Below are 25,731 nucleotides of genomic sequence, written 5' to 3'. Positions count from 1 at the left end.
GATTCCTCTGTTCGGTTCGGGCATCTTTAAAAAGAAAAGACCATGTTTCAAGTATAGCATACTCAATATATGGTCAGTCTTTGTAAATTAAAGCTTAATCAGAGTAAATTTATCAGGATTGTTTATAATTTTCATCCTGTAGTGCACACTCAAAGTTTTTCGGGTCCTGCTTACAGCGGAACTGCCATAACAGCTTCATCATACGTTTGTCATAAATACCGCGCTTCGTCAGATCAATCCGCGCTTCACGCATCATTTTCTGATAACCGGGTTTGTCTGCTGCTGGAATATCCATCCAGTATTTAGAGGGAATATCAGCTTTCATTTTACCTAAAATTCCGAAAGCGCGTGGCAACTCCCCTTTCACCCATTCACGTGATTTTTGCCCAAAACCTGCCGGGAATTTATCTGGACGGATGATGATATTGCCTGTCACCTGTAAAATCGGATAATTCACAATCGCACCTTTGCTACCTAGACCTTTATGCAGCTCTAAGGGTTTGAATACGGCAGCAGGTGCGCCAATGATATCAACCTGACCATTGTTAAACTTGGCACCGAAGTTGGTGACATCAGCGCTGACCGCCTGTGCACCTACCTGTTGCACCATGATTTTTTGCGCTTCGTCATAATCCAGTACAGCAATTTTTTTGCCTGCTGCTTTAGCTACGGTATTAATACTGCGGTCATTGACCAGCAGGAAAGCATCACCCACTGGAATGACTCCGGCGACTTCATATTTGCCTTGTAACATATATTTGGCAAAAGTCTTGCTTGCCAGTCCTTGCATCACTTTAACTGCCAGATTCAGATCTGGGATCGCACCAATAGCATCCAGTGAACCGGTAAAATTATTGAACTGGCGTCCGCGCATCCCTGTGACGCTAATACCATCACATTTCCCGGCTTTAAAATCTTCTGCAACCACAGCTTCATTGGTATTTACCCGCAGCTCGATATTTGCACCCCAGTTTTTTGCAGCCAGCTGATAATCTTTCATCACAGCGTACACATCGCCATTCTTACCGACCAGATCAAATACACAGACGATTTGCTTCGCCTGTACTGTACCGGACGCTGCGACCATGCCTGTACCGAGTGCGAACGCCTTCAACCAAGTTTTCATATTTTATTCCTTAAAAAATTGTTTTTGTTTTCTCAGGACTGCTGCATATCATTGTTTTTATGAGAAAGATGACAGCATAACTGATATTCATTCTAATCATTTTCAAGTCGCAGGCAATGGTAAAGTTGCCTGTCTTAACATAAAGAAAGCCTGGAATTTTCCAGGCTTTTTTCCTTTTAAAATCAGTTTATTCACCTGGTAGTGAACATTCGAAGTTTGCCTTATCGACAGAACAGCGGGCACGTTTCAGTACACTCATCATAGAAGCATCATAAATTCCCCGCTTGGTCATATCCATACGGCCGTCACGAAGCATTTTTTGATATTTGGTCTTGTCTTCTGCACTCAGGTTCATTTTATATTTGGCTGGAATACCGGCTTCTAAACGGTTGATCATCGCCATGCTCTTTGGCAAGTTCTTAACAAACCAATCACGTGATTTCTGTCCAAAACCTGCCGGGAAGCTTTCAGGACGGATCACAAAGTCTGAAGTGACATGCAGCACCGGGAAGTTAAACATCGCGCCACTATTACCCAAGCCTTTATAGATTTCTAGTGGCTTATAAGCATAAGCAGGTGCACCTACCATATCTACCTGACCATTATTAAACTTGGCCACAAAGTTGGATACATCAGACACGACTGCCTGGGCACCTACACGCTGCACCATGATTTTTTGTGCATCGTCATAGCCCAGTACAGCAAACTTTTTACCGGCGGCTTTTTCAATCGAGTTGATGTTTTTGTCACGCACAAAGATAAAAGCCGAGCCCAGTGGTGCAATACCGGCAATTTCATATTTTTTGCCGCCTAAATTACTGACCATTTTGGCAGCATTACGTTTATCCAAAGCGAAGGTAATGGCACGCTGTGCAATCGCATTACTTGGCACGCCGCCTAGCGCATCAATAGAGCCAGCAAATTTATTGTATTGACGTGCACGCATCGCCGTCATAAATACGCCGTCACATTTACCTGCTTTAAAATCATTATCTGCAACTGCTTCATCCTGACGGGCAATCAGATTAATTTCTGCCCCCCATGATTTCGCTGCCAGTGCCCATTCCTGAGCCATCTGGAAAGACTCACCAGATTTGCCCAGTAAGTCGAAAACACAGATATCGACTTTTTTCGCTTGCGCTGTACCTGCGAAACTAACGGCAGAAAACGCCGCCAATGCTAGAAGTGTTTTTTTCATTCTAATAATCCTTGCAAAATCTTGTTCTTCGATGGAGTTTCCATACTTGTGACAAATATTAGCAAGTTTCTTTAAAAAAAATAGAGTATTTACTCCATTATATTTAGGGAGTTTGTCCCCTATTATCAAAATGTGTCCCGTATTCACATTTTGGATATAAGGAAGTCCATAGATATCAATTTTTTAGCGATTTATTTAAAATCCTAAAAACTTACATTTTTTTAATTCAATTTACAAACAAATACATTAGAGCACTATTCTCCGCCTAATGAGCATTCAAAATTGGTACGTTCTACCGTACAACGCGCACGTTTCAATACCCGCATCATATTTGGGTCATAGATGCCCTGATTAGTCAGATCAATCCGGCCATCTCGGAGAATTTTCTGGTAACTGGTATAGTCCTCACGACTTAAATTTAGCGTATATTTAGCTGGAATTTCTGCTTCCATACGTTTAACAGTAGCAATGGTTTTCGGTAACTGTTTGATGAACCAGGCACGTGAGTGTGCTGCAAATTTGTCCGGAAATTTATTTGGCCGAATAATTAAATCTGCCGTCACATTTACTACAGGGAACTTGATCATTGCACCTTTATTCCCCAAGCCCTTAGACAGTTCTAGCGGCTTAAAAGCATAAGCAGGTGCAGCCACAATATCGACTTCGCCCTGATTAAAACGGCGAATAAAATTAGAAATTTCCGACATAACTGGCACAGCTTCAATCCTATTTACCATGACTTTTTGTGCATAGTCATAATGCAAAACTGCAAATTTCTTATCTTTAACCTGTTCAATCTTGTTTATGGCACGATCCCGTACAAAAATATATGCCGTACCAATTTGCACAATTCCGGCAACTTCAAACTTGTCTTTACCAATGGTAGACACCAGACGTTTGGCATTACGCTGATCCAGTACATAGCTAATGGCTTTCATGGCAATATCATTGCTAGGCACACCACCAATAGCATCAATTGAACCGGCAAATTTGTTATAGGCCCGGGCACGCATGGAGGTCATAAACAGTCCATCACATTTGCCTGCTTTAAAGTCCTGATCGACTTTGGCTTCATCCTGATAAGCAAGAAGTTGTACTTCAGTCCCCCATTGCTTGCTCACTAATTGCCATTCTTCTAGTAACTTGTAAGATTCACCAGATTTGCCCAATAAATCAAAGACGCAGATATCTACCTTGGCAAAACTCATATTTGAGGCAAGTACAGTCAAGGCTGCTAAAATCAAAGATCCTTTTTTCATTTTGCTCTACTCTATTTATTCTTGGTTATTTTTTACTGAAATTTATATTTCAATATCATCTTGTTTGTCATTAAAAATACCTGTTCTATTTAAACATAGATTCAAAAATATGAATCTATGTTATGGATGAAGTGCAGGATCCTGTGAATTCTCCAGCAAGATTTTTTTATTTTGATGGGCTTTCCTTTAGAATAGCGCCATTCTTCTTGTCGAATGTCAGTACAGTTCCATGATTCAGTTAGATCAGTTAACCATACGCCGCGGTGGACGCATCCTTTTCCAGAAAGCCTCCATGCAATTGCATCCTGGATGGAAAATTGGCCTGACCGGTGTCAATGGAGCCGGCAAGTCGACCCTATTTTCAGCACTCTTGGGTGGGATTGAGTCTGACAGTGGTTCCCTGACCCGTCCTGCAGTCTGGACTGTGGCGCATATGGCCCAGGAAATCAAAGCCTTGAATATGAAGGCGATTGATTTTGTCCTGTCCGGTGATGAGGAATACTGGGATATCCAACAAAAGCTGAATCATCTTGAACAACTGGATGATGCTGAACTGGCACGCCTCTATGGCCGCTTTGACGAAATTTCCGGTTATGTAGCATCATCTAAGGCTTCACAGCTGATGGCAGGTTTGGGCTTTATGGATTATCAATCCGAGCTGGATGTTGCCAGTTTTTCAGGGGGATGGCGTATGCGTCTGAATCTGGCGCGTACCTTGATGAGCCGTTCTGATCTGTTATTACTGGATGAACCGACCAACCATTTAGATTTAGATGCGATTCTTTGGCTAGAAGATTGGCTCAAAGCCTATGAAGGCACCTTGGTGCTGATTTCACATGACCGGGATTTCCTGGATGCCATTACCGATCATATTTTACATATCGAAAATCAGGAACTGACACTTTATACCGGTAATTACTCGACTTTCGAGCGTACCCGTAGCGAACGTCTGGCACAGCAGCAACAAGCCTATGAAAAGCAACTTGAAGTGCGTGCCCATCTGCAAAAATTTATTGACCGTTTTAAGGCCAAAGCCACCAAGGCAAAACAGGCCCAGAGCCGAATCAAGCAGCTGGAGCGTATGCAGGAACTCTCCGTTGCGCATGTAGATACGCCGTTTACTTTCAGCTTCCGTGAACCAACCAAAATGAGTTCACCATTACTACAGCTGGAAAATGCCGATATCGGTTATGGCGACAAGCTGATTGTGCGTAATGTTACCCTGCAAATTACTCCCAATAGCCGTATTGGTCTGCTGGGGATGAATGGTGCTGGTAAATCGACTTTGATTAAATCTCTCGTCGGTGATTTAGCTTTAATTAAAGGTCTTCGTAAAGACTCGGAATTGTTAAATATTGGCTACTTTGCCCAGCACCAGATGGATGCACTGGATGGTAGCGCCAGCCCGATGTTGCAGCTGGCACGTATCGCTGATCCTAAAATCAGTGAGGCCAGCTTGCGTTCTTTCCTCGGCAGCTTCGGCTTTAGCGGCGAACGCATGGATACACCAAGTGAAAGTTTCTCGGGCGGTGAACGCGCCCGTTTAGCACTTGCATTAATCGTATGGCAACGTCCAAACGTGCTGATTCTGGATGAACCAACCAACCATCTGGACCTGGATATGCGTCATGCTTTAACGATGGCACTACAAGATTTCAAAGGTGCTGTCGTGCTGGTTTCGCATGAACGTCAGCTGATCGCCAGTGTCTGTGATGAGCTGCTGTTAGTTCATAACGGCAAATGTACTGAATTTGATGGCGATCTGGTGGCTTATGCCGAGTGGTTACGTCAGGCACGTGCAGAATTATTAAAAAATGCGCCTAAAACTGCTGAAGTGATGAAAACACAGCAAGCTGAAGCGAAACCTGTACCAAGTAAAATGGATAAAGAAGCCCAACGCAAGGAGGCTGCTCGCCAACGTGAGCGGACTCGGCCGATTCGCAAAAATATTGAAAAATGTGAAAGCCAGATCGGAAAGTTGCAGCCAAAACTGGCTGCAATTGAAGAAAAGCTGTCAGATACTGGTCTGTATGATGCAGCGCGTAAGGATGAATTGCTTAAGCTCATGAATGAGCAGACTGAACTGAAAGCACAACTGGAAACTGCTGAAGAACAGATGCTGGAACTGATGATGGAATTAGAGGAACTGGAACAGTCTTTCTAGGGAAAGCTAATTTTAATATTTGTTTAAAGCTTCAAGGATCATTAACTATAGTTACTGATCCTTTTTTTATGGGTTTATATTTTCTCTGCTATTAGTAAATCTTTTCTCTTACCTATTTTCCTACACTTCTCAGCTTGGTTAATCATTTACTCGATTTTTGACATATTTTGTAGTGAATTACGCAAATACTATATAAGTTTATTTTTTAAACACTCGGCTTCCTTATTTCATACATTAATTTACAGCTCTAGGTCAGGTTATAAGGCTCTAATAAAAAGGCTTTTTAATAATCAGCAGCCTTATTTGAGACTATTTATGTTGAACTAGAGAGGAAATCCGCATGCGTGCTCTTACCTATCATGGTGCTCGGGATGTACGAGTTGAATCTGTTCCAGATCCAGTGATTCAGGAACCAGATGACGTTATTTTAAGGGTGACAGCCACCGCTATCTGTGGCTCAGATCTACATCTATACCGGGGTAAAATCCCGGCCACTGAAGACGGTGATATTTTCGGCCATGAATTTATGGGAGTTGTAGAAGAAGTCGGCCCTGCAGTGACAGAAGTCAAAAAAGGTGACCGGGTGATCATTCCCTTTGTCATTGCATGCGGTCACTGTTTTTTCTGTGAACATGAACTGATGGCTGCCTGTGAAAATACCAATACGGGTCGTGGTGCAATTCTCAATAAAAAACAGATTCCACCAGGAGCAGCCTTGTTTGGCTTTAGCCACCTGTATGGTGGTGTTCCGGGTGGTCAGGCTGAATATGTGCGGATTCCCAAAGGTAATGTCGGACCGTTTAAGGTTCCCGGCTCCTTGCCTGATGAAAAAGTATTATTCCTGACCGATATTCTGCCAACAGCCTGGCAGGCAGTAACCAATGCTCAAGTCACCCGTGGTTCTACAGTGGCAATTTATGGTGCTGGTCCAGTCGGTCTGTTATCTGCAGCTTGTGCACGGATGCTCGGTGCCGAACAGATCTTCATGGTAGACCATCACCCTTATCGCTTGCGATTTGCTCATCAAACCTATGGGGTCATTCCGGTCAACTTTGATGAAGTCGATGCAGCTGAATTTATTATTCAAAATACAGCAGGTTATCGCGGTGTTGATGCGGTTATTGATGCCGTTGGTTTCGAAGCCAAAGGGAGTGTTCTGGAAACCGTAATGACCAACCTGAAATTAGAAGGTTCGAGTGGTTCAGCGCTCAGACAATGTATTGCAGCGGTCCGCCGTGGCGGTGTGGTGAGTGTACCTGGGGTTTATGCCGGTCCAATTCATGGCTTCCTGTTTGGTGATGCCTTTGACAAAGGTTTGACCTTTAAAATGGGACAAACCCATGTGCATAAATACTTGCCGCAGTTGCTCGAACATATTGAAAATGGAGATCTGTCTCCAGATGTGATTATTACCCATCGCATGAAACTGGAAGATGCTGCGGAAGGTTACCGTATTTTTGATAAAAAGGAAGAAGACTGTCGTAAAGTCATTCTGACACCGTAAATGTACTAAAAGAATAAAAAGCGCCTTCTAGGCGCTTTTTATTCTTTAATTAAGACAGATCAAATCACCTGTTTCTATTTTTCAAGTTTCTTCATCAAAAACTCTGTTTAACAGAAGTTATTTAATTTTTACTCCTCTTTCTAACTTGTAGAAAGTAGTTCAGCAAAGTTCGAATATAAATACTGATCTAGAAAAGCAACCCAAAGAATAAACCAGTAATAACCATATTTAACCCAGTGATTTTAAAAATAAAATTAAATTTCACTTGATTATTAAAATAATTATGTAGTTTAACTACATTTAAATTTTCAAGAAAAAATAAGTTCCACGCCCACTATTAAATAAAACTACATTAACCACATAAGCGTTTATTTTATATAATATTTATTTTAATTTTCTATAAAAAAGTAAGCAAACTAATCTGTTTTGGACAGTTTTGGCTCAAACGCAGAAATCCCGCATAAGCTGCTAATTTAAATTTAAAACATTATTTTAAATTTAAAAATATTTACCCACAAGTCACCAGAGAATAAATTTGAATTTGAAATAAGAGCTGATTTAAAAGTGAACCTATTGTGGATAAATACTATCTTATTCACATAAATAAATATGGATAACTTTAGAGTTATCCACACTATTGATCAAGCTTTGAACTTATTTAGGAATGGGAATATTCATACATATTTTGATTTATTAATTACTTTATTTTTATAAATTTGTTAAGCGATTGAAAATCTAGGATTTTAGAAATCGAAGTTCAATGATTTTCCATTCATTTTCATAGCGCCATAATTCCTGAATACGATGTTTATCTTTAGCCAAACCAGTCATCACACAGCATTCCGTCTGATCTGCATTATATTCGTAATCTTCATATTCTACTTCAGGCTTATGCGGCTTCCAGACCCCATTCTTGACCGCATGCGCAATCCTGTCATAACGGACATAACTGGTTTCTACACGGTTTTTCTGCTCAAACACTACCTTAAAGTCTTCATGTTCATACTGACGCAGAACCTCATAATGACCGGTATAGAATGCATTAGCCCAAATTTCACGAACTTCTTCAAGCTGGCTATCCATGGATAAACCTCTTTATTGCTATAGGCTGGCCCAGATCAGACAAATACTGCGAATAAAAAAATCACCAGATAGGGTGCCAGAATCACTGATCAGCTGCTGAATATGCTAACCAGTTAAAATGACACTAGCATAAATTGATCATAAAAAAAGCACCCCGAAAGGTGCTTTTTTAAGTGTATTGTGTATCAGTTATGCATCGATATCTGCATTCAGAGCATTCTCTTCAATGAAGGCACGGCGTGGTTCTACGTCGTCACCCATCAAGCAAGAGAACATACGATCTGCTTCAATCGCATCCTGTACCGTCACCTGTAGCATATTACGGTTTTCTGGATCCATAGTGGTTTCCCACAGCTGATCCGCATTCATCTCACCCAGACCTTTATAACGCTGGATCATCATGCCGCGACGTGAGTCTTGCAGGATGTGCTGCCATACTTCATGGAAGCTATTCACTAGAATCTTGCGCTCACCTTTTTGCAGGTAAGCACCCTCTTCAAGTAACGTAAACCAGCTCTTCGAGTTCTTCAATAAACGTGCATATTCACTTGAACCCAACAGACCTGAATCAAGCAGATAAACATGTGGCAGGTTATGGATATAAATCGTGATACGTGGCAGATAAGTCACAGACTTGTTGCCTTCTGCATCTTCCTTCTCGAAGGTTTCAATACCCAGCTCAGGACGCAGGCTTGGTTGCTTGTCTTCGATGTGTTGACGCAACTGCATTGCCCAGTTTTCTACATAATCCAGATCAGCTGCCTGATCCAGTTTAAATGCTTCAAGCGCCAACAGACCATCCAGCAACGTTGCAGGATAACGTAGCGTCAAACGATTCAAGCTTTTTTGCGAGGTCTGGTAATCCGCAATCACATTTGCCAGTGCATCACCACGAATGGCAGGTGCATCCGCACTGATGTGCAGTTCAAGTTCATCAATCGCATTCGAAATCAGGTAAGTTTCCAGCGCATCATTATCCTTAATGTACTGTTCCTGCTTACCTTTTTTCAGCTTGTACAGCGGTGGCTGTGCAATATAAATATGACCACGTTCAACCAGTTCCGGCATTTGACGGAAGAAGAAGGTCAACAGCAAGGTACGGATGTGCGAACCATCCACGTCAGCATCGGTCATGATGATGATTTTGTGATAACGCAACTTGTCCGGATTATATTCCTCACGACCAATACCACAGCCCAGTGCAGTAATCAGTGTCCCCACTTCAGCCGATGAAATCATACGGTCGAAACGTGCACGTTCCACGTTCAGGATTTTACCTTTCAGTGGCAAGATTGCCTGCATCTTACGGTTACGACCCTGTTTCGCAGAACCACCCGCCGAGTCACCCTCGACCAGGTACAGTTCAGACAATGCTGGATCTTTTTCCTGACAGTCTGCCAGTTTACCTGGAAGACCGGCAATGTCTAACGCACTCTTACGACGTGTCATTTCACGTGCTTTACGCGCTGCATCCCGGGCACGTGCTGCATCAATGATTTTACCCGCGATTGATTTCGCTGCTTGCGGATTCTCTAACAAGTACTCCGAGAATGACTTATTCATGGCCTGTTCGACCGCAGTTTTTACTTCGCTCGATACCAGCTTTTCTTTGGTCTGTGATGAGAATTTCGGATCAGGTACTTTCACCGATACAATCGCAGTCAACCCTTCACGTGCATCATCACCAGATACTGCAACTTTTTCTTTTTTCAGAATATTTTCACTGTCCATATAGTTATTTAAACCACGGGTCAGTGCAGCACGGAAACCGGCTAAATGCGTACCACCATCCTTTTGCGGGATGTTGTTGGTGAAGCAGCGTACATTTTCCTGATAAGAATCATTCCATTGCAATGCCACTTCTACCCCGATCCCGTTCTCCGCCATCGTAGTAAAATGGAAGATATCATTCAGGTGAGTTTTGCCCTCATTGATATATTTTACAAATTCGGACAGACCACCTTCATAATCAAAGATGTGCTCGGCATTAATGCGTTCATCACGCAGTACGATACGCACACCGGCATTTAGGAATGACAATTCACGTAAACGGCGCGCCAGAATATCGACATTGAAAATGGTCTGACTAAAGGTTTCAGCACTTGGCCAGAAACGTACACGGGTACCGGTTCGGTCTGTATCACCAATGACTTTTAACGGGTACTGTGAATCGCCATGGCGGTATTCCTGTTGGTGAATATGACCAGCACGATGAATGGTCAGTTCCAGTTTTTCTGACAGGGCGTTTACAACCGAAACACCTACCCCGTGCAGACCACCAGAGACCTTATAGCTGTTGTCATCAAACTTACCGCCGGCATGCAGAATAGTCAGAATTACTTCTGCTGCAGACACACCTTCTTCAGGGTGAATATCAGTTGGAATACCACGGCCGTTATCTGATACTGACACCGATTCATCTTCATGAATAGTCACTAAAATTTCATCACAGTGACCTGCCAGCGCCTCGTCAATCGAGTTGTCGACCACCTCGAAAACCATGTGGTGTAAGCCTGTACCGTCGTCTGTATCACCAATGTACATGCCCGGACGCTTACGCACAGCGTCTAAACCACGTAATACCTTGATGCTAGAGGAATCATAAGCCTTTTCAATGGTTTGTTCTGGTTGAGAAGCAGCTTGATCTTCTGAACTCATGGTTTCTCCCTAGTGAAAAATAGGTCTATCCAAAGATGGGTAAAACTTTAAAATACTATTGCACAACAACCTGAACGATACCGTTTTCAACATTGAATAACTGATATGAGATAGACAAATCATGTAAATGCTTTTGTACTGATTCGTGGTCTAAAGTGGTAATAAAAACTTGACTACCAAGTTGGCTCAATCGCTCAATTAAACGTTGTTGTGCGGTTAAATCTAATTCTGCTGTCAGATCATCTAATAATACCACAGTTTCCTTATTACAAGAATGTAGCATTGCAATTTGAGACAGTTTTAACGCCATCAGCAGCAGCTTTTTCTGTCCACGAGACAGGATCACATCTGCATCTCCCAGAGGGGTCTTCAGACGCAAATCTGCGCGATGTGGGCCGTATTCTGTATAGCGTCTTTCAACGTCCCGCTCATGATGATTGGTCAGGTCATTGAGCAGGCCAGTTTCAGCATGAAAACCGGGACTATAATCCAGGCTAATCGTGAGATCTGGCAGCAAATGTTTCAGGTCTTCCTCAAAGAAAACTTTCCATTGCTCGACAATACCGATCCGTTGTGAATGCAGAATCTCACCATATTGACTGAGCATCTGGTTCCACGGCTCCAGCTCTGAAAGACTGAGGTAGCGCCTGGACTTTAGCAAGCTGTTGCGCTGCTTCAAGGCACGCGAATAATATTGCCAGGCATGATAGAATTCTGGTTCCACGTGGAACATTAACCAGTCCAATAACTGTCGGCGTGGCTTGGCACCATGATCGATAATATCGGTGCTTTGTGGATCAATCAGCTGCAAAGGTAGCAGCTTGGCCAGCTGCCCCTGGGTCGCCACCAGATCACCATTTACCTTGATCAACTGCTCACCACTGGCCATTTTCTGCATACCGACTTTTTCGGTATCAGACTGGGCAAACACGATCGCATCCGCAGCACTGTGCTGAATGTAATTTTTAGGAATATGGGTACGAAAAGAACGCCCTGTGGCCAGCAGATGAATGGCTTCCAGAATAGAAGTCTTGCCTGAACCATTCTGGCCATAAAAAACGTTAAACGGCTGCAATCCCTGGAGAGCAACCGTTTTTAAGTTTCGTACACGCTCTATATGCAAACGCGTAATATGCATGATTAGCTTGTGCCTGGATGCTGCCGCTTAAACGCGCATCGGCATGACCACATAAGTTTGATCAGTATGTGCAGGATCTTGAACCAACACCGACTGGTTTGCTTCGGTCATGCTCATGGAGACATCATCACCGTCCAGCACACCCAAAACTTCTAGCAAATATTGCGCATTGAAAGACATTTCCATTGGTGCATCCGCATACTGAATGGCGAGATCTTCAATCGCTTCATCCTGCTCCGGGTTATTGGCACGCAGTTGCAGTGAATCCGCATTAAAGTTCAGGAATACACCACGAAGTTTTTCATTACTCAAAATCGCAACACGTTGCAGAGATTGCTTGAATACATCATGTGCGATGATCACGTGCTTGTCACCACCACGTGGAATCACACGGCGATAGTCAGGGAATTTACCATCAATCAGTTTCGTGGTGAAACGTACTGTAGTATCCCCCTGCTCCTTATCACGGTTTGCAACAGTGATAGTTACATTTAGCAATTCACGACCAATCAGCAATGATAACTGATCATCTTCAACACTAAGTAAACGCTGTAATTCACCTACTGCCTTACGTGGCACAATCGCCTGGATTGGCTGAGCTGCAGTCGATTGCGCAGCTGTTTCACACAGCGCCAGACGGTGACCATCCGTAGTCACTGCACGCAATTGGTTAGCATCAATTTCCAGTAATGTACCGGTCAGGTAGAAACGTACATCCTGTACCGCCATCGCAAACGCAGTTTTTTCAAACAGGCGTTTTAGTTCACGCTGGGTCACAGTTACCTGGGTGCCCTGACTGTTTTCAGTCGACAGTAATGGATAGTCTTCAGCAGGCAAGGTACCGAGCACAAAACGGCTGTTTCCAGACTTCAAAATACAGCGCTGATCTTCAGTAATTTGCAGATCTACCAACGCAGCTGATGGCAAAGATTTACAGATATCAATCAGCTTACGTGCAGGAACCGTGGTTTCACCAGCTTGCAAACATGCACCTTCATTCAGAGGCATACTTGCTACCAGTTCTACCTCAAGATCTGAACCAGTTACCGTTAATGCTTGAGCTGTCACTTGAATTTTCAGGTTAGACAGAATGTTTAAGGTATGGCGACGTTCAACCGCTCCTACGACATGTGATAGAACATTCAGTAAGCTCTCTTTCGCGATTTTTAAACGCACGGTACATTCCTCTGAAAACTGAAGATTAATATGGAAAAGTTAATTATTTAGCACTGTACTATGCGGCAAAAAAAGCCGCATAGCAAGCGCAGAATTTGAGCGTTTTGGCTTAGCTTTGCAGCAGGCGCTGCAGGTTTTTATAGTCCTCGTTGAAGATCGGATCTTCCTCACGCAGACTCAATACTTTTTCACAGGCATGCATCACGGTACTATGGTCACGACCACCAAATGCCATGCCAATTTCCGGGAAACTGTCTCCGGTCAATTCACGTGCCAGACCCATTGCAAGCTGACGCGGACGTGCATAAATACGGGTACGTTTCGGACCGACCAGTTCTTTCAGTGGAATACGGAAATATTCACTGACCACACGCTGAATATTTTCAGTACTGATGGTGCGGGCGCGAATCGCCAAAACATCTTTTAAGGATTCACGTACCACATCCAGATCAATCGGTGTACCTTTAAAGCGGGAAATCGCCACCACTTTGTTTAGTGCACCTTCCAGCTCACGCACATTGGCAACCACTTGTTGTGCAATAAACAGTGCGCAGTTACGTGGCAGATCCACTTCATTGCTTTCAGCTTTTTTAAGTAAAATTTCAATACGGGTTTCAATATCGGGCGGCTCAACCCCTACCGACAAGCCCCAGGAGAAACGTGAAACCAGACGTGGATCCAGCTCCGTCAATTCTTTCGGATAACGATCCGAGGTCAGGATGATCTGTTTCGATTCATCCAACAGTGCGTTAAAAGTATAGAAAAACTCAACCAGACTAGCCTCTTTACCCGCCAATAAATGAATATCATCGACCAGTAATAAATCCAGAGAACGACAGTTTTTCTTGAATTCTTCAACCTTGCCCTGCTGCAGCGAGCTGACAAAGTCCTGCACAAAGCTTTCTGCGGTCATATACATCACGCGGGCATTCGGCTTGGCTTGCAATAATGCATTCCCTACTGCCTGCATCAAGTGGGTTTTACCCAGACCGGTCGGGCCATACAAAAATAATGGGTTATGTTGAGATGCACCGAGCTGGGTCAAAACCTTACGGCAGGTTTCTGCGGCCATCTGATTCGAGCGGCCTTCCACAAATAGAGAAAAAGTGAATAAGGGATTTAGCTGACGCTTGCGGCTATTTTTAACTGATTCTTCTTTTTCTTTACGTGGGCGAGGCGCAGGCGTACTCACTGGCTGTGTTTCTAAAGCAGCCGTGGTGGTTGCTGGCTGTTCACTGGCAGATAAAATCGCACCAGGACGGGAATCCACCAGAATTTCGACTTTACGGATCCGGCCTTCAGATAACTGTTCCGCCAGAATCGAGATCAGCTCCAGATGATGTTCTTGAATGTAGCGCGTCCAGTAAGGGTTCGGTGCATAAAGACGAAGAGTATCGTCCAGTTCCTCTGCAACCAGTGGGCGTATCCACATTGTAAAGACATTTCCAGAGAGCTCTTGTCGCAAGCGATTTAAGCAGTCTGTCCAAAGCATGTGAATCCCCTATTCATTCCATTGTTTATTCAAAAGCCATTGCCGCACCTGAAAGCGGGTCGCCATTCTAACCAAGTTATCCACATCTGTCATGAAATATTCAGCATAAATCGTTCAAAAAAGCGCTTTTCATGCATAAATTTAAATTTAAAACCTGGTGTGGATAAGTTTATCCGCAAGCTGTGGATAAAATATAACATAAAGTTATCCACAAAGTATAAAAATTATAGAAACAGTTTTATCCACAATATAAGATTATGTTTATTAAAATTAAAAATGCATTTTCCACAGAAAAACAGTTCCCTAATAGTAATAAATTTAAATTTATAAATTTGAATTTATTTATAAGATCCAGACTTTCTGTGGATAACCAGCACATGGTTTAAATTTAAATTCAAAACGAGAATCTAAATTTGAATTGTGTATAGTATTGTGGATAAATCTGTTGATATAGATGTTAATAACTAAAATATAATATTAAAACAATTATTTATATTGTGGTTAACTATTTTATTCACTCTTTGACTACACGATTTGAAAAGTATCAGGCAAGCCAATTCCTAGACTAATTTGAAAAGAAATATGCTTTTGCATTGACAGCTCAAGCAATGAGCACTAAAATCGCGGACCTTCATAGAAAGATCATTTTTGGAGTTTCGACATGAAACGTACATTCCAACCATCTGAATTAAAGCGTAAACGCGTTCATGGTTTCCGTGCTCGTATGGCTACTAAAGCTGGTCGTCAAGTTCTAGCTCGCCGTCGTGCAAAAGGTCGTCACAGCTTAACTGTTTAATCAGTTAGGCTTCGCCGACTTTGGGTGATATGACAACACTTTATGGTTTTGGCACAGAGTTACGATTACGCTGTGCTGCCGATTATAAAGGTGTCTTTGATGGTGCGCTTTTAAAAGTGCATCAACCCCATTTCTTATTTCTTGCAAAACCGTCCGAACTGCCAAATAGCCGTTTGGGTTTAGTTGTTGCCAAGAAAAAAGTGCGCCGTGCGCATGAACGAAATCGAGTAAAACGTCTTGCTCGCGAAAGTTTTCGCCTGCATCAACAGCAGCTCAGCGATCTGGATATTGTGGTGATGCCAAAAGCTGGTATTGATACAGTCCCGAATGCAGAATTGCACCAGCAACTACAATTTGCTTGGCAGAAACTCAACCGTCTTGCCAAAAAGCATATAAAAATAGCTCCCTCCCCACAAAAGTAGAGATGGCCAATGGTACGTTTACTGCATTGGTTGATCCGTTTCTATCAGATTGCGATTAGTCCTTTACTTGGACCACGCTGTCGTTATCTTCCAACATGTTCTCAATATTCCTTGGAAGCAGTCCATACACATGGAGCTGTGCGTGGTGTGTGGCTGGCTACTAAACGTATTTGCCGTTGTCATCCGTGGGGTGGCTCAGGATACGATCCTGTTCCTCCGAAAGCGATTCGTTTTATTTCATTTCAGCAAATAGATTCTCAAACGCTTCACGTTGCTGTACCCTTTCGTGATCGTTTATTGAACCAAAATCACTCTCACCACTTGGGGTAATACATATGCAACAATGGGCCAGGATTGCAATTCTCGGGGCTATGTTTGTTGTCGCATATTTGCTCATTTTGGCGTGGCAAAAAGATTATGGAAATGCGGAAACTCAACCTCAGCAGGAAACTGCAGTTGTATCGCAAGAAGTGTCAGCAGATTTGCCAAATGCTCAGACGGCTACCGCCGCTTCTGATGTGCCACAAGCAAATGTTCCAGCGCAGCAAGCCACGGATGCTACAGCACCTGTAAGTCAGCAGCTTATTTCAGTACAAACTGACCTTTATCATCTTTGGATTAATCCTAAAGGTGGTGATATTGTTCGTGTTGAATTACTCAATCATGACAAAAACAAAGACAGCGATGAACCTTTCGTCATGCTGGAAAGCGATGCGAAACGTACTTATGTCGCGCAGTCAGGTTTAATTGGTCTAAATGGACCGGACAGCAGCCGTAATGGCCGTCCAAGCTATGAGCTGGAAAAAACTGCTTATACCCTGGCAGATGCCAAGGCAGTCAAAAATAAAGATGGCGAGAATGTAAAAGTTCTGTCTGTACCAATGGTATTCAAGACGGCAGATGGTGTAGAAGTCATCAAAACCTTCAATTTTACTGAAGGTGAATATCCAGTTGTCGTGAACCACAAGGTTATCAACCGCAGTGGACAGGCTTGGCAAGGTCAAATGTTTGGCCAGATCAAGCGTGACAATTCTGAGGATCCAGGCAAATCTGATCAAGGTATCTTTACTTTAGGTACTTTCTTAGGTGGCGCTTGGGGTACCCCGGATGAGCATTACAACAAGTTGAAATTTGACAACTTTGTTGAAGAAAAACTCAGCACTGAAGCCAAAGGCGGCTGGGTTGCGATGGTGCAGCACTACTTTGTCAGTGCATGGGTACCAGGTAACCTGAAACTGACACAGGGCAATGGCGAGGCCTATACGGCGAAGCTGGAATCACGTAAGTCAACTGATAACATGAATATCATTGGCTTTACCTCTCCGACCTTCAACGTACCTGCCGGTACTGTGGCTGAAATTGATGCGACCTTCTATTCTGGTCCAAAAATCCAGTCAGAGCTCAAAGATCTGGCAACAGGTCTGAACCAGACTGTAGATTATGGCTGGTTATGGCCGATTGCCAAACTACTATTTGTTGGTCTGGAATTTTTCCATGGCCTGGTAGGTAACTGGGGCTGGGCGATCATTCTGTTGACTATTCTGGTAAAACTGATCCTGTGGCCATTGTCGTCGAAGAGTTACCGCTCTATGGCGAAAATGCGTGTGATTGCGCCAGAAATGCAGCGTATGAAAGAAGAGTTCGGTGAAGACCGTATGCGCTTCTCTCAAGAGATGATGGCACTGTACAAACGCGAGCAGGTAAATCCACTTGCCGGCTGTTTACCGCTCTTGCTGCAAATGCCAATCTTCCTGGCATTGTACTGGGTACTGATGGAATCTGTGGAACTGCGTCATGCACCATGGATGCTGTGGATTCAGGATTTATCTTCAATGGATCCTTGGTTCATCCTGCCATTGCTGATGGGTGCAACCATGTATATCCAGCAGTCGTTGAACCCACAACCGACTGATCCAATGCAGGCGAAAGTGTTCAAGATCATGCCAGTGATCTTTACAGTATTCTTACTGTTCTTCCCGGCTGGTCTGGTGCTGTACTGGATTGTCAACAACCTGATCACCATCCTGCAGCAAAGCTTGATCAACAAGTCTGTTGCCAAAGATCGTGCACAACGTGATGAGGCAAAGCCAGTCAACTAAGTTGAACTGACGGGCTGAATAAATCCGCTTAAGATGGTAATCTTAGGCGGATTTTTTTTGGCTGTACTTTTTGTTCTTCTGCAGGTGAATTTTATGCTCAACCCAACCACTACGATTGCTGCGATTGCGACACCACCGGGACGTGGCGGTGTTGGGGTGATCCGCCTGTCTGGTCCAAAATCTTATGCAATTGCCCAGGCGCTAACTCAAAAAGAATTGCCTAAAGCCCGATTTGCCGGTTTTCGCCAGTTTTATGATGCGGCAGGTGAAGTCATGGATGAAGGTTTAGCGATCTGCTTTCCGAATCCAAATTCTTTCACGGGCGAAGATGTGGTGGAACTGCAAGGCCATGGCGGTCCGGTCATCCAGAATGCCCTGCTGGCACGTTTGCTGGAACTTGGGGCAACAGCAGCTAAAGCGGGTGAATTCTCCATGCGTGCCTTTGAAAATGGCAAGCTGGATCTGGTCCAGGCTGAAGCCATTGCTGACCTGATTGATGCGACATCACAAGCGGCTGCACGTTCTGCGGTACGTTCTCTGCAAGGTGCATTTTCGACCAAGGTGAATGCCGTACTTGAACAGCTGATTCATTTGCGTCTGCATGTAGAAGCCGCAATTGATTTCCCGGAAGAAGAAATTGATTTTCTGGCTGATGGCAAGATTCTAAATCTGCTGGATGGCGTATCCAGTGCAATCACTCAAGTACAGCAATCTGCGCGTCAGGGCCAGCTTCTACGTGAAGGTTTGCAGGTGGTCATTGCCGGTAAACCCAATGCCGGTAAATCGTCATTGCTAAATGCTTTGGCCGGGATTGAACGCGCCATTGTGACCGATATTGCGGGTACGACACGTGACGTTTTGCATGAGAAAATTACCTTAAATGGTTTGCCAATTACCCTGACTGATACTGCCGGTCTGCGTGAAACGGGTGATATTGTGGAAAAAGAAGGGATTCGTCGCGCAATCAAGGAAATTGAACAAGCAGATCTGCTGTTGCTGGTCTATGACCTGAGTCAGGGTGATGATCCATTACAACTGGCACAGGAGTATTTTGCTGAACATATTGAACCGAAACGCCTGATGCTAATTGGTAATAAAGCAGATTTGACCGGTGCCGATGCTGTCATGGGGGATTTTAAGGGCTTCCGTCACATTACCGTTTCAGCCAAGCAAGAAACTGGCGTCCAGTCGCTCATAGATGCGATTACGGCGCATGCAGGCTTCCAGCCTGAAGAGGATACCTTTATTGCCCGTACTCGTCATTTAGACGCAATGAAGCGTACCCAGGTGTATCTGACTGAAGCTCGTGAACAACTGGTGGTATATAACGCAGGTGAGTTAGTGGCAGAATCCTTGCGTCTGGCACAGAATGCTTTAGGTGAGATCACTGGTGATTTTAGTGCGGATGACCTGCTGGGCAAGATCTTTGGATCGTTCTGTATTGGAAAATAATCTTCAAGATATATAAAAAAGCCCTCAATTGAGGGCTTTTTTATCAGGCTTTTACATGCAGTTTCTGATGTGATACCCAGAGAACTACACATAAAATACTAATCACCGCACAGAAGCTGATAACAGCAAAACCCAAGCCAAAATGATCGGCCAGATAACCCACTGCAATAATTGGCACAATTGTGCCTAAATAACCCATAAACAGATAGGTCGACATGACTGCGGCCCGATTCTGTAAGGTTGTGATCGCATGAATCACACCAAATGCGCCCATCAAGGCAAAACCATGTCCAATTCCAAACAGAATATCACTGACAAAAAATAAAATGCTCGTTTTGAGGAGCATACACAGTGCAAGACTTATCAGACTCGCAAACATAATGATCAAGCCAATATTCAGACATTTCTTTGCAGCAACCGCTTTAGCAAAGAACTGCACCATGGCAGAAATCAACAAAATGCAGGTGATGGCGGTACCACTGACTAGAGGCCCATGCCAAGGCAGAATATCCTGCACAAAAGAGGGTGACAGTGAGGCAAATAAACTAAAGGCAGCAAAGGCAGAAAATGCGGTCAAACCCACGATCATAAACAAAGCATGATATTGAGGCTCAGGACGCAGTAATTTCGGTGCAATACTAAAAGGCTGACGTTCAAATGCTGGCACTTTTAACCAGAACAAGCCAATAAAACATAGTACTGCCCCCCAAATAATAGGTAGATATGGAGTGATCAGTGGCATCTGAGAAAACTGCGCAATGATTCCGCCGACCAAAGGACCCAAACCAAAGCCAACCGCAGTCAGGATTGATACCAGTTGCGGCGCAAACTGCTTATGACTCTCGGGAATGGTTTGCATCATGCCAATCATGGCAGAAGTGGTCATGAGACCTGAGGCAATGCCGATAATGAAACGCCCCACTGATAAAATCAGTGCATTGTCTGCAAAGACGGAAATGATTAAGCCTAGACTGATAAATACCAAGCCGATTTGTAAGGTTCTTAAAAAACCAATACTGTTACTGGTTCGTCCCAGAAACAACAGAGTGCCTAGACAGCCAAACATATAGGCGACAAAAATATAAGTAATCTGGCTTGGAGATAGATGCCAAACCTGTTGATAAATAGGGTAAAGCGGACTGGCCAGTGCCGTGCCGATAGTCCCCATAATCAATGTAAGGCTGACCATGGCGAATGGTCGCCATGTGGTATTTATTGTCATGCTGCTGCCATAGAAGTTCAACATCACGCTTCCAGAAAAATGATGTTGAATAAAAATTTGAATGGAAAGCAGTGTATCGGTTAGATGAAAAAGCGGTCAATTATCTTGCTGTAAACAAAACGAAAATATTCAGCAGAAAAAATCAGCCATAACGCTTGAGCAATTTTAAAAATTCCTGAAGATCCTGTTCATTGACAGCTTCTGGATCTTTGATTACATGCTCTCTAAGGTGCTCCTCAATCAGTTCATTCATCAGACCATTCACCGCCCCCTTAATGGCAGCGACCTGTTGTAGCACATCAATACAGCTGGGTTCTTGCTGTGTCAGTGAGGCTTCTACCGCATGAATCTGACCTTTTAAACGCCGTACACGATTTAATATTTTTTTATCTTCATGCAAATGACTCACCACAAGTCTCCAAAAATAAATATACTAAGGGGGAGTATATAAACAAGACCACTCGAATGCAAAACAATACCGCTCCACAGCACAACCATCAGTTTGATCAAGGCAATCCACTGGCACAGAAGAAAATACTGCTCGCCACAATCCTGACTGCCGTGATGATGGTATTTGAGATTATGGGTGGCTGGGTCTTTCAATCCATGGCCTTGCTGGCAGATGGCTGGCATATGAGTTCCCATGTCCTGGCCTTGGGACTTGCCTTTGCCGCCTACAAAGCAGCACGTCATTATGCCGATGATCCTCGCTTTAATATGGGGACTTGGCGTATTGAAATTCTGGCAGGTTATAGTAGTGCCATCATGCTATTAGTGATTGCGGGCTTTATGGCTTTCCATTCGATTGAACGCCTGTTTGCTCCGGTAGAGATTCACTATAATGAAGCCATTCCTATTGCGATTTTAGGTTTATTTATTAATCTGGTCTGTGCCTGGTTGCTGCATGATGGTGGACACGAACATGCTCATGGGCATCACCACGATCATGAGCATCATCCTAGCCATTCTGACCATCAGCACGACCTGAATCATCAGGCAGCATTTATGCATGTAGTAGCAGATGCCCTGACTTCAGTCTTTGCCATCATAGCCCTGCTTGCCGGTAAGTATTTTGGCTGGGATATTCTGGATGCTGTGCTCGGGATTGTTGGCTCGGTTCTGGTCGCACGCTGGTCTATTGGTTTATTGAAACAGACTGCCAAAACCCTGCTGGATGCCGATATGGATGCACCGGTGGTAGATGAAATCCGGGAAGTTGTCGCGGAATTTGGTCCTTTAGTAAAACTGTCTGACCTGCATGTTTCCCGCGTTGGGAAAGGCAAGTTTGCCTGTTTTGTGGCGCTGGAGACTGCGCTAGATTTAAGTCCTGATCAGGTCCGTGAAGCGATTTCTATTCATGAAGAAATCGTGCATATTTCTGTAGAGATTAATCCGGTTACTTCTATTTCATAAGTAGTTTATGTTCCACGTGAAACATTAAGAATAGTGAAACATGACAGTACATAAATCATCTGATTTTTCTGCATGAAACGCATAGAATTAGCACTACTTTACTCTGACATGAGCAGGAGATTCATGCTGAAACCTATCCTACTGCTGGCCATGACGGTATTGGCTACGAGCCTTAGCTTTGCCGATATCAATACAGTCAAAGCTAACCTGGCCAAACATAGCCCAGACCTGAAGATTGAAAATCTTCAGACTACTGAAATGAAAGGGATCTATAGTGGTTCTATGGATGGACAAGTGATTTACCTGAACGAGGATGCCAAGCATCTCATCGGTGGGTCTATGATTCGCCTTGCCGATAAGCAAAATCTTACCCGGGATCTGGTGCTGAAACAGAACAGTATCGACTGGAAAAAGCTGCCTTTACAGGATGCATTGAAAACAGTACGAGGCACTGGCAAGCGTCAGTTGGCGATTTTTTCTGACCCCAATTGCCCCTATTGTAAACAGCTTGAACTAGAACTTAAAAAGCTCAATGACGTAACCATTTACACTTTTGTTCTGCCACTGAAAGCGCAATCTATAGCCCCTTCACGACAGATTTATTGTGAAAAAAATCCGGCTCAAGCCTGGGAGGATCTGATTAGTAAAGGTATTCAGCCTAAATCTGGCAAACGCTGCGCTAATCCGGTAGAACGCAACTTGGCCTTGGCTAAATCCCTAAATATTCAAGGTACTCCAGCAATTATTTTCTCGAATGGTTTTAAAGTCATGGGTGCCTATCCGGCTGAACAGATTGAAAAGATTCTGACAGAACTCGGTCTTTAATCTTAACTTTTGCTTGGTCATCTGAAGTATATCGAGAGCAGAAGCTTTGAATTGAATCTTTAAAAACCTAGCAATAAAAAAGCACCCGACAGGGTGCTTTTTTCAATGCAAAACAGAAATTATTCAATTAAATATTTAGACAGTTCTGCGTTTGGTGACCATGTTGTAGATAAACAGGATAATAATGGCACCAATCACCGAAGCAATAAAGCCTGCTGCTGAACCTTCCTCATAAAGACCTAGCATACGACCGCCATAGGTCGCAAGTAATGAACCGGCAATCCCCAGTAGGGTTGTCATAATAAAGCCTGCCTTGTCATCTCCAGGATGGATTGCACGCGCAATTAAACCTGCGATAAAACCAATAACAATTGCAACTATAAGTGACCACATATGTATGCTCCTTTCTTATCATGTCTTTGTTTTTAAGTCATGTTCAGAAATCATCATCGGATAAGTCAAGTCTTCAATCTAGCGAAGTCCTGAAACGGAATGTTAGCTTTTTGTTCATGTGAAGCAGACATAAAAAAAGTGGCTATCGCCACTTTTTAAAGTTGGATCTCTTAAAGACCAATTTCACCAATAAAAGGCAAATGGCGGTACTTCTGGTCATAGTCCAGACCGTAACCGACAATAAACTTGTCTTCGACTTCAAAGCCAAGGAACTGCACATCCAGATTAATTTCACGGCGTGAAGGTTTGCTGACCAAGGTACAGAGCTGAATCGAGTTTGGGTTACGGGTTTGCAGAATTTCCAGAACTTTGCTCAGCGTATTGCCGGAATCGATGATGTCTTCTACCACCAGTACATCTTTACCACGGATTTCACCGTCTAAATCTTTCAGGATTTTTACATCACGTGACGATACCGTGCCACCACCATAACTGGACACAGTCATGAAATCCAGTTCATGTGGTTTTGAAATCACACGACACAAATCGGCCATAAAAATCACTGAACCACGTAACAAACCGATGAGCACAAGTTCTTTGTCACTATGGGCATAGTGTGCATCGATTTGAGCACCAAGCTCTTTGACTTTAGCTTGAATTTCTTCAGCGGAAATCATTACGCTCATTTGAACGGTCATGGGTAGATACCTAAAAAGTAAAAATAGCAAAATAAAAAAGGTGTTGACCTGCAACACCTGATATATCAGCAATTTTAATACATCCAGCAGGCAGATGCACCTGTTTTGCCCTGTGTTAATGTAATCATTTTTTCGGCAATTGTGAATCGCGCTTGAGTAAAAAAGCGCAGCCAATGGCTATTGCTGATAGCATGAACCATATGCGACGGCGTGATTTTTCAGGCTTTTTCCTGAGCTGTTGTTTTGACATAAACCGCCTCTCCAGAAACATAAGTCGCTGCAATATTACGGTCATCACCCAGCATAATCAGTGCAAAAAATGCATCTTCAATATTTTTGGCTTTGCTTTGACGCAGCTGTTGTAACGCCGTCGCATTCAGATCTAATACAACAAAGTCGGCTTCTTTACCGATATTAAAGTTGCCGAGTTGATCCTCCAGACTCAAGGCTTTGGCCCCGCCTAGTGTCGCATGATATAGCGATTCGAAGGCAGACAGTTTATTACCTTGTAACTGCTGCACCTTATAGGCTTCATTCAGGGTTTGCAGCTGATTAAATGAGGTCCCTGCTCCGATATCGGTGCCCAGTCCCACTTTAACGCCTTTGTCCCAGGCCTTTTTCAAAGGGAATAAACCACTGCCCAGGAACAGATTTGAGGTTGGACAGAAGGCAATAGCCGAGTCGGTCTGATGCATGCAATCCCACTCCTGCTCTTCCAGATGCACACAATGAGCAAATACCGATTTAGAACCAGTCAGACCATAGTGATGGTAAACATCTAAATAACTTTGATGTTCCGGGAACAATTCCTTGACCCAGGCAATCTCATTCTTGTTTTCACTTAAATGAGTATGCACATACACATCCGGATATTCCGCTTTAAGTTGTCCTGCTTTTTCTAGCTGTTCAGCTGTTGAAGTTGGAGCAAAGCGTGGCGTGATCGCATACAGGTTACGGCCCTTGCCATGCCACTTTTCAATCAACTTTTTAGAATCGGTATACGCTGTTTCTGCGGTGTCCGTCAGTGCTTCCGGTGCATGACGGTCCATTAGCACTTTACCCGCAATCAGACGCATATTACGCGTCGTCGCTGCATTAAATAAAGCATTGACTGATTCAGGATGGACGGTACAAAAGACCAATGCGGTCGTGGTGCCGTTTTTAAGTAATTCTTCCACAAAAAATTCGGCAATTTTTTCTGAATAAGCTGGATCCTGGAACTGGATTTCAGTCGGAAAAGTATAGGTATTTAACCATTCTAGAAGTTGTTCACCATAAGCACCGACCATTTCGGTTTGCGGAAAATGGATATGGGTATCAATAAAACCTGGTACGATCAGCTGCTCAGGATAATGAGCCACTTGCACTCCTTCAGGCAGATGCTGCTGCCCCTCTTCCCAGCTGCCAAACCATTGAATCTCACCATTCTGGCTGATGAGCAAGCCATCTTCTACATATCGCACTTGGTCGTGAATTTCACGCGCTTGGGCAACCGTATTCTTGATATCCAGGAAGCGACCGCGTACTGCCGTCGTTGCAATGATAGAAGACATTTAAAACCTGCGCTTTTTGATTTTTTCGATTGATTGTAGCTGAAAAAATTAGCATGTTTA

At 43.6% G+C, this 25,731-nt stretch carries 22 protein-coding genes; 9 read left to right on the top strand and 13 right to left on the bottom strand.

Going from position 1 to position 25,731, the window contains the following annotated elements; translation table 11 throughout:
• Window positions 1-112: 112 nt before the first annotated feature.
• The 3 genes from C8322_RS12670 to C8322_RS12660 all read right to left on the bottom strand — a co-directional run bounded on the left by C8322_RS12670 (window position 113) and on the right by C8322_RS12660 (window position 3,583).
• Window positions 113-1,087: a putative solute-binding protein gene (locus C8322_RS12670; RefSeq protein WP_171334362.1), complete on the bottom strand. Its 975-nt coding sequence runs from the start codon at window positions 1,085-1,087 to the stop codon at window positions 113-115.
• Between the two features lie 226 nt (window positions 1,088-1,313).
• Window positions 1,314-2,324: a putative solute-binding protein gene (locus tag C8322_RS12665; protein ID WP_004814025.1), complete on the bottom strand. Its 1,011-nt coding sequence runs from the start codon at window positions 2,322-2,324 to the stop codon at window positions 1,314-1,316.
• Between the two features lie 254 nt (window positions 2,325-2,578).
• A complete protein-coding gene (locus C8322_RS12660) occupies window positions 2,579-3,583 on the bottom strand; it encodes a putative solute-binding protein (RefSeq protein WP_005220459.1) in 1,005 nt (334 codons plus the stop codon).
• A gap of 229 nt (window positions 3,584-3,812) precedes the next feature.
• Between C8322_RS12660 and C8322_RS12655 the strand changes: the two genes are divergently transcribed.
• Both C8322_RS12655 and C8322_RS12650 read left to right on the top strand, forming a co-directional pair.
• Window positions 3,813-5,747: an ATP-binding cassette domain-containing protein gene (locus C8322_RS12655; protein ID WP_111810732.1), complete on the top strand. Its 1,935-nt coding sequence runs from the start codon at window positions 3,813-3,815 to the stop codon at window positions 5,745-5,747.
• Window positions 5,748-6,087: 340 nt separating this feature from the next.
• On the top strand, window positions 6,088-7,251 hold the full coding sequence (locus C8322_RS12650; RefSeq protein ID WP_002045824.1) for a zinc-dependent alcohol dehydrogenase: 1,164 nt from the start codon (window positions 6,088-6,090) through the stop codon (window positions 7,249-7,251).
• A gap of 735 nt (window positions 7,252-7,986) precedes the next feature.
• Here C8322_RS12650 and C8322_RS12645 read toward each other — a convergent pair.
• The 5 genes from C8322_RS12645 to dnaA all read right to left on the bottom strand — a co-directional run bounded on the left by C8322_RS12645 (window position 7,987) and on the right by dnaA (window position 14,798).
• Window positions 7,987-8,334, bottom strand: a complete 348-nt coding sequence (locus tag C8322_RS12645; protein ID WP_008306872.1) for a hypothetical protein — start codon at window positions 8,332-8,334, stop codon at window positions 7,987-7,989.
• Between the two features lie 189 nt (window positions 8,335-8,523).
• Complete coding sequence (gyrB, locus tag C8322_RS12640) at window positions 8,524-10,992, bottom strand: DNA topoisomerase (ATP-hydrolyzing) subunit B (RefSeq protein WP_111810731.1); 2,469 nt, start codon at window positions 10,990-10,992, stop codon at window positions 8,524-8,526.
• 55 nt (window positions 10,993-11,047) lie between these two features.
• Window positions 11,048-12,130, bottom strand: coding sequence for a DNA replication/repair protein RecF (recF, locus tag C8322_RS12635; protein ID WP_111810730.1), 1,083 nt, complete (start codon window positions 12,128-12,130; stop codon window positions 11,048-11,050).
• A gap of 27 nt (window positions 12,131-12,157) precedes the next feature.
• On the bottom strand, window positions 12,158-13,306 hold the full coding sequence (dnaN, locus tag C8322_RS12630; RefSeq protein WP_004814015.1) for a DNA polymerase III subunit beta: 1,149 nt from the start codon (window positions 13,304-13,306) through the stop codon (window positions 12,158-12,160).
• Window positions 13,307-13,415: 109 nt separating this feature from the next.
• Window positions 13,416-14,798 (bottom strand): chromosomal replication initiator protein DnaA, encoded by a 1,383-nt coding sequence (gene dnaA / locus C8322_RS12625; RefSeq protein WP_004897458.1) that lies wholly within the window; start codon window positions 14,796-14,798, stop codon window positions 13,416-13,418.
• Between the two features lie 661 nt (window positions 14,799-15,459).
• Between dnaA and rpmH the strand changes: the two genes are divergently transcribed.
• The 5 genes from rpmH (at window position 15,460) to mnmE (ending at window position 19,567) form a co-directional block, all read left to right on the top strand.
• Window positions 15,460-15,594, top strand: coding sequence for a 50S ribosomal protein L34 (gene rpmH, locus C8322_RS12620; protein WP_000831329.1), 135 nt, complete (start codon window positions 15,460-15,462; stop codon window positions 15,592-15,594).
• A gap of 29 nt (window positions 15,595-15,623) precedes the next feature.
• The gene (gene rnpA / locus C8322_RS12615) at window positions 15,624-16,016 is read left to right on the top strand and encodes a ribonuclease P protein component (RefSeq protein ID WP_004814013.1); all 393 of its coding nucleotides are present in this window, start codon (window positions 15,624-15,626) and stop codon (window positions 16,014-16,016) included.
• 9 nt (window positions 16,017-16,025) lie between these two features.
• Window positions 16,026-16,346 carry a membrane protein insertion efficiency factor YidD gene (gene yidD, locus C8322_RS12610; RefSeq protein ID WP_004814012.1) on the top strand — a complete coding sequence of 107 codons (321 nt, stop codon included), beginning with the start codon at window positions 16,026-16,028 and terminating at the stop codon, window positions 16,344-16,346.
• A 5-nt stretch (window positions 16,347-16,351) separates the two neighbouring features.
• The gene (gene yidC, locus C8322_RS12605) at window positions 16,352-18,115 is read left to right on the top strand and encodes a membrane protein insertase YidC (RefSeq protein WP_004814010.1); all 1,764 of its coding nucleotides are present in this window, start codon (window positions 16,352-16,354) and stop codon (window positions 18,113-18,115) included.
• A 93-nt stretch (window positions 18,116-18,208) separates the two neighbouring features.
• Complete coding sequence (mnmE, locus tag C8322_RS12600; RefSeq protein ID WP_108676018.1) at window positions 18,209-19,567, top strand: tRNA uridine-5-carboxymethylaminomethyl(34) synthesis GTPase MnmE; 1,359 nt, start codon at window positions 18,209-18,211, stop codon at window positions 19,565-19,567.
• A 43-nt stretch (window positions 19,568-19,610) separates the two neighbouring features.
• On the opposite strand, the gene C8322_RS12595 is transcribed toward mnmE, so the two are convergent.
• A complete protein-coding gene (locus C8322_RS12595) occupies window positions 19,611-20,756 on the bottom strand; it encodes an MFS transporter (RefSeq protein WP_108676019.1) in 1,146 nt (381 codons plus the stop codon).
• Window positions 20,757-20,931: 175 nt separating this feature from the next.
• Window positions 20,932-21,198, bottom strand: a complete 267-nt coding sequence (locus C8322_RS12590; protein ID WP_004813991.1) for a metal/formaldehyde-sensitive transcriptional repressor — start codon at window positions 21,196-21,198, stop codon at window positions 20,932-20,934.
• A 56-nt stretch (window positions 21,199-21,254) separates the two neighbouring features.
• Between C8322_RS12590 and dmeF the strand changes: the two genes are divergently transcribed.
• Window positions 21,255-22,202 (top strand): CDF family Co(II)/Ni(II) efflux transporter DmeF, encoded by a 948-nt coding sequence (gene dmeF, locus C8322_RS12585; RefSeq protein WP_108675709.1) that lies wholly within the window; start codon window positions 21,255-21,257, stop codon window positions 22,200-22,202.
• A 123-nt stretch (window positions 22,203-22,325) separates the two neighbouring features.
• Complete coding sequence (locus tag C8322_RS12580) at window positions 22,326-23,027, top strand: DsbC family protein (protein WP_108675710.1); 702 nt, start codon at window positions 22,326-22,328, stop codon at window positions 23,025-23,027.
• Between the two features lie 135 nt (window positions 23,028-23,162).
• On the opposite strand, the gene C8322_RS12575 is transcribed toward C8322_RS12580, so the two are convergent.
• From C8322_RS12575 to guaD, 3 genes are all read right to left on the bottom strand, one after another.
• The gene (locus tag C8322_RS12575; protein ID WP_004813984.1) at window positions 23,163-23,420 is read right to left on the bottom strand and encodes a GlsB/YeaQ/YmgE family stress response membrane protein; all 258 of its coding nucleotides are present in this window, start codon (window positions 23,418-23,420) and stop codon (window positions 23,163-23,165) included.
• A gap of 170 nt (window positions 23,421-23,590) precedes the next feature.
• Window positions 23,591-24,118 (bottom strand): hypoxanthine phosphoribosyltransferase, encoded by a 528-nt coding sequence (hpt, locus tag C8322_RS12570; protein WP_008306930.1) that lies wholly within the window; start codon window positions 24,116-24,118, stop codon window positions 23,591-23,593.
• A gap of 218 nt (window positions 24,119-24,336) precedes the next feature.
• Complete coding sequence (gene guaD / locus C8322_RS12565) at window positions 24,337-25,671, bottom strand: guanine deaminase (protein WP_108675711.1); 1,335 nt, start codon at window positions 25,669-25,671, stop codon at window positions 24,337-24,339.
• Window positions 25,672-25,731 lie beyond the last annotated feature (60 nt).

The sequence above is a fragment of the Acinetobacter sp. SM1B genome (assembly GCF_003289665.1).
Lineage (GTDB): Bacteria > Pseudomonadota > Gammaproteobacteria > Pseudomonadales > Moraxellaceae > Acinetobacter > Acinetobacter schindleri.
Note: the sequence above shows the minus strand (reverse complement) of the source record. Positions and strands in the feature narration are given on the sequence as shown.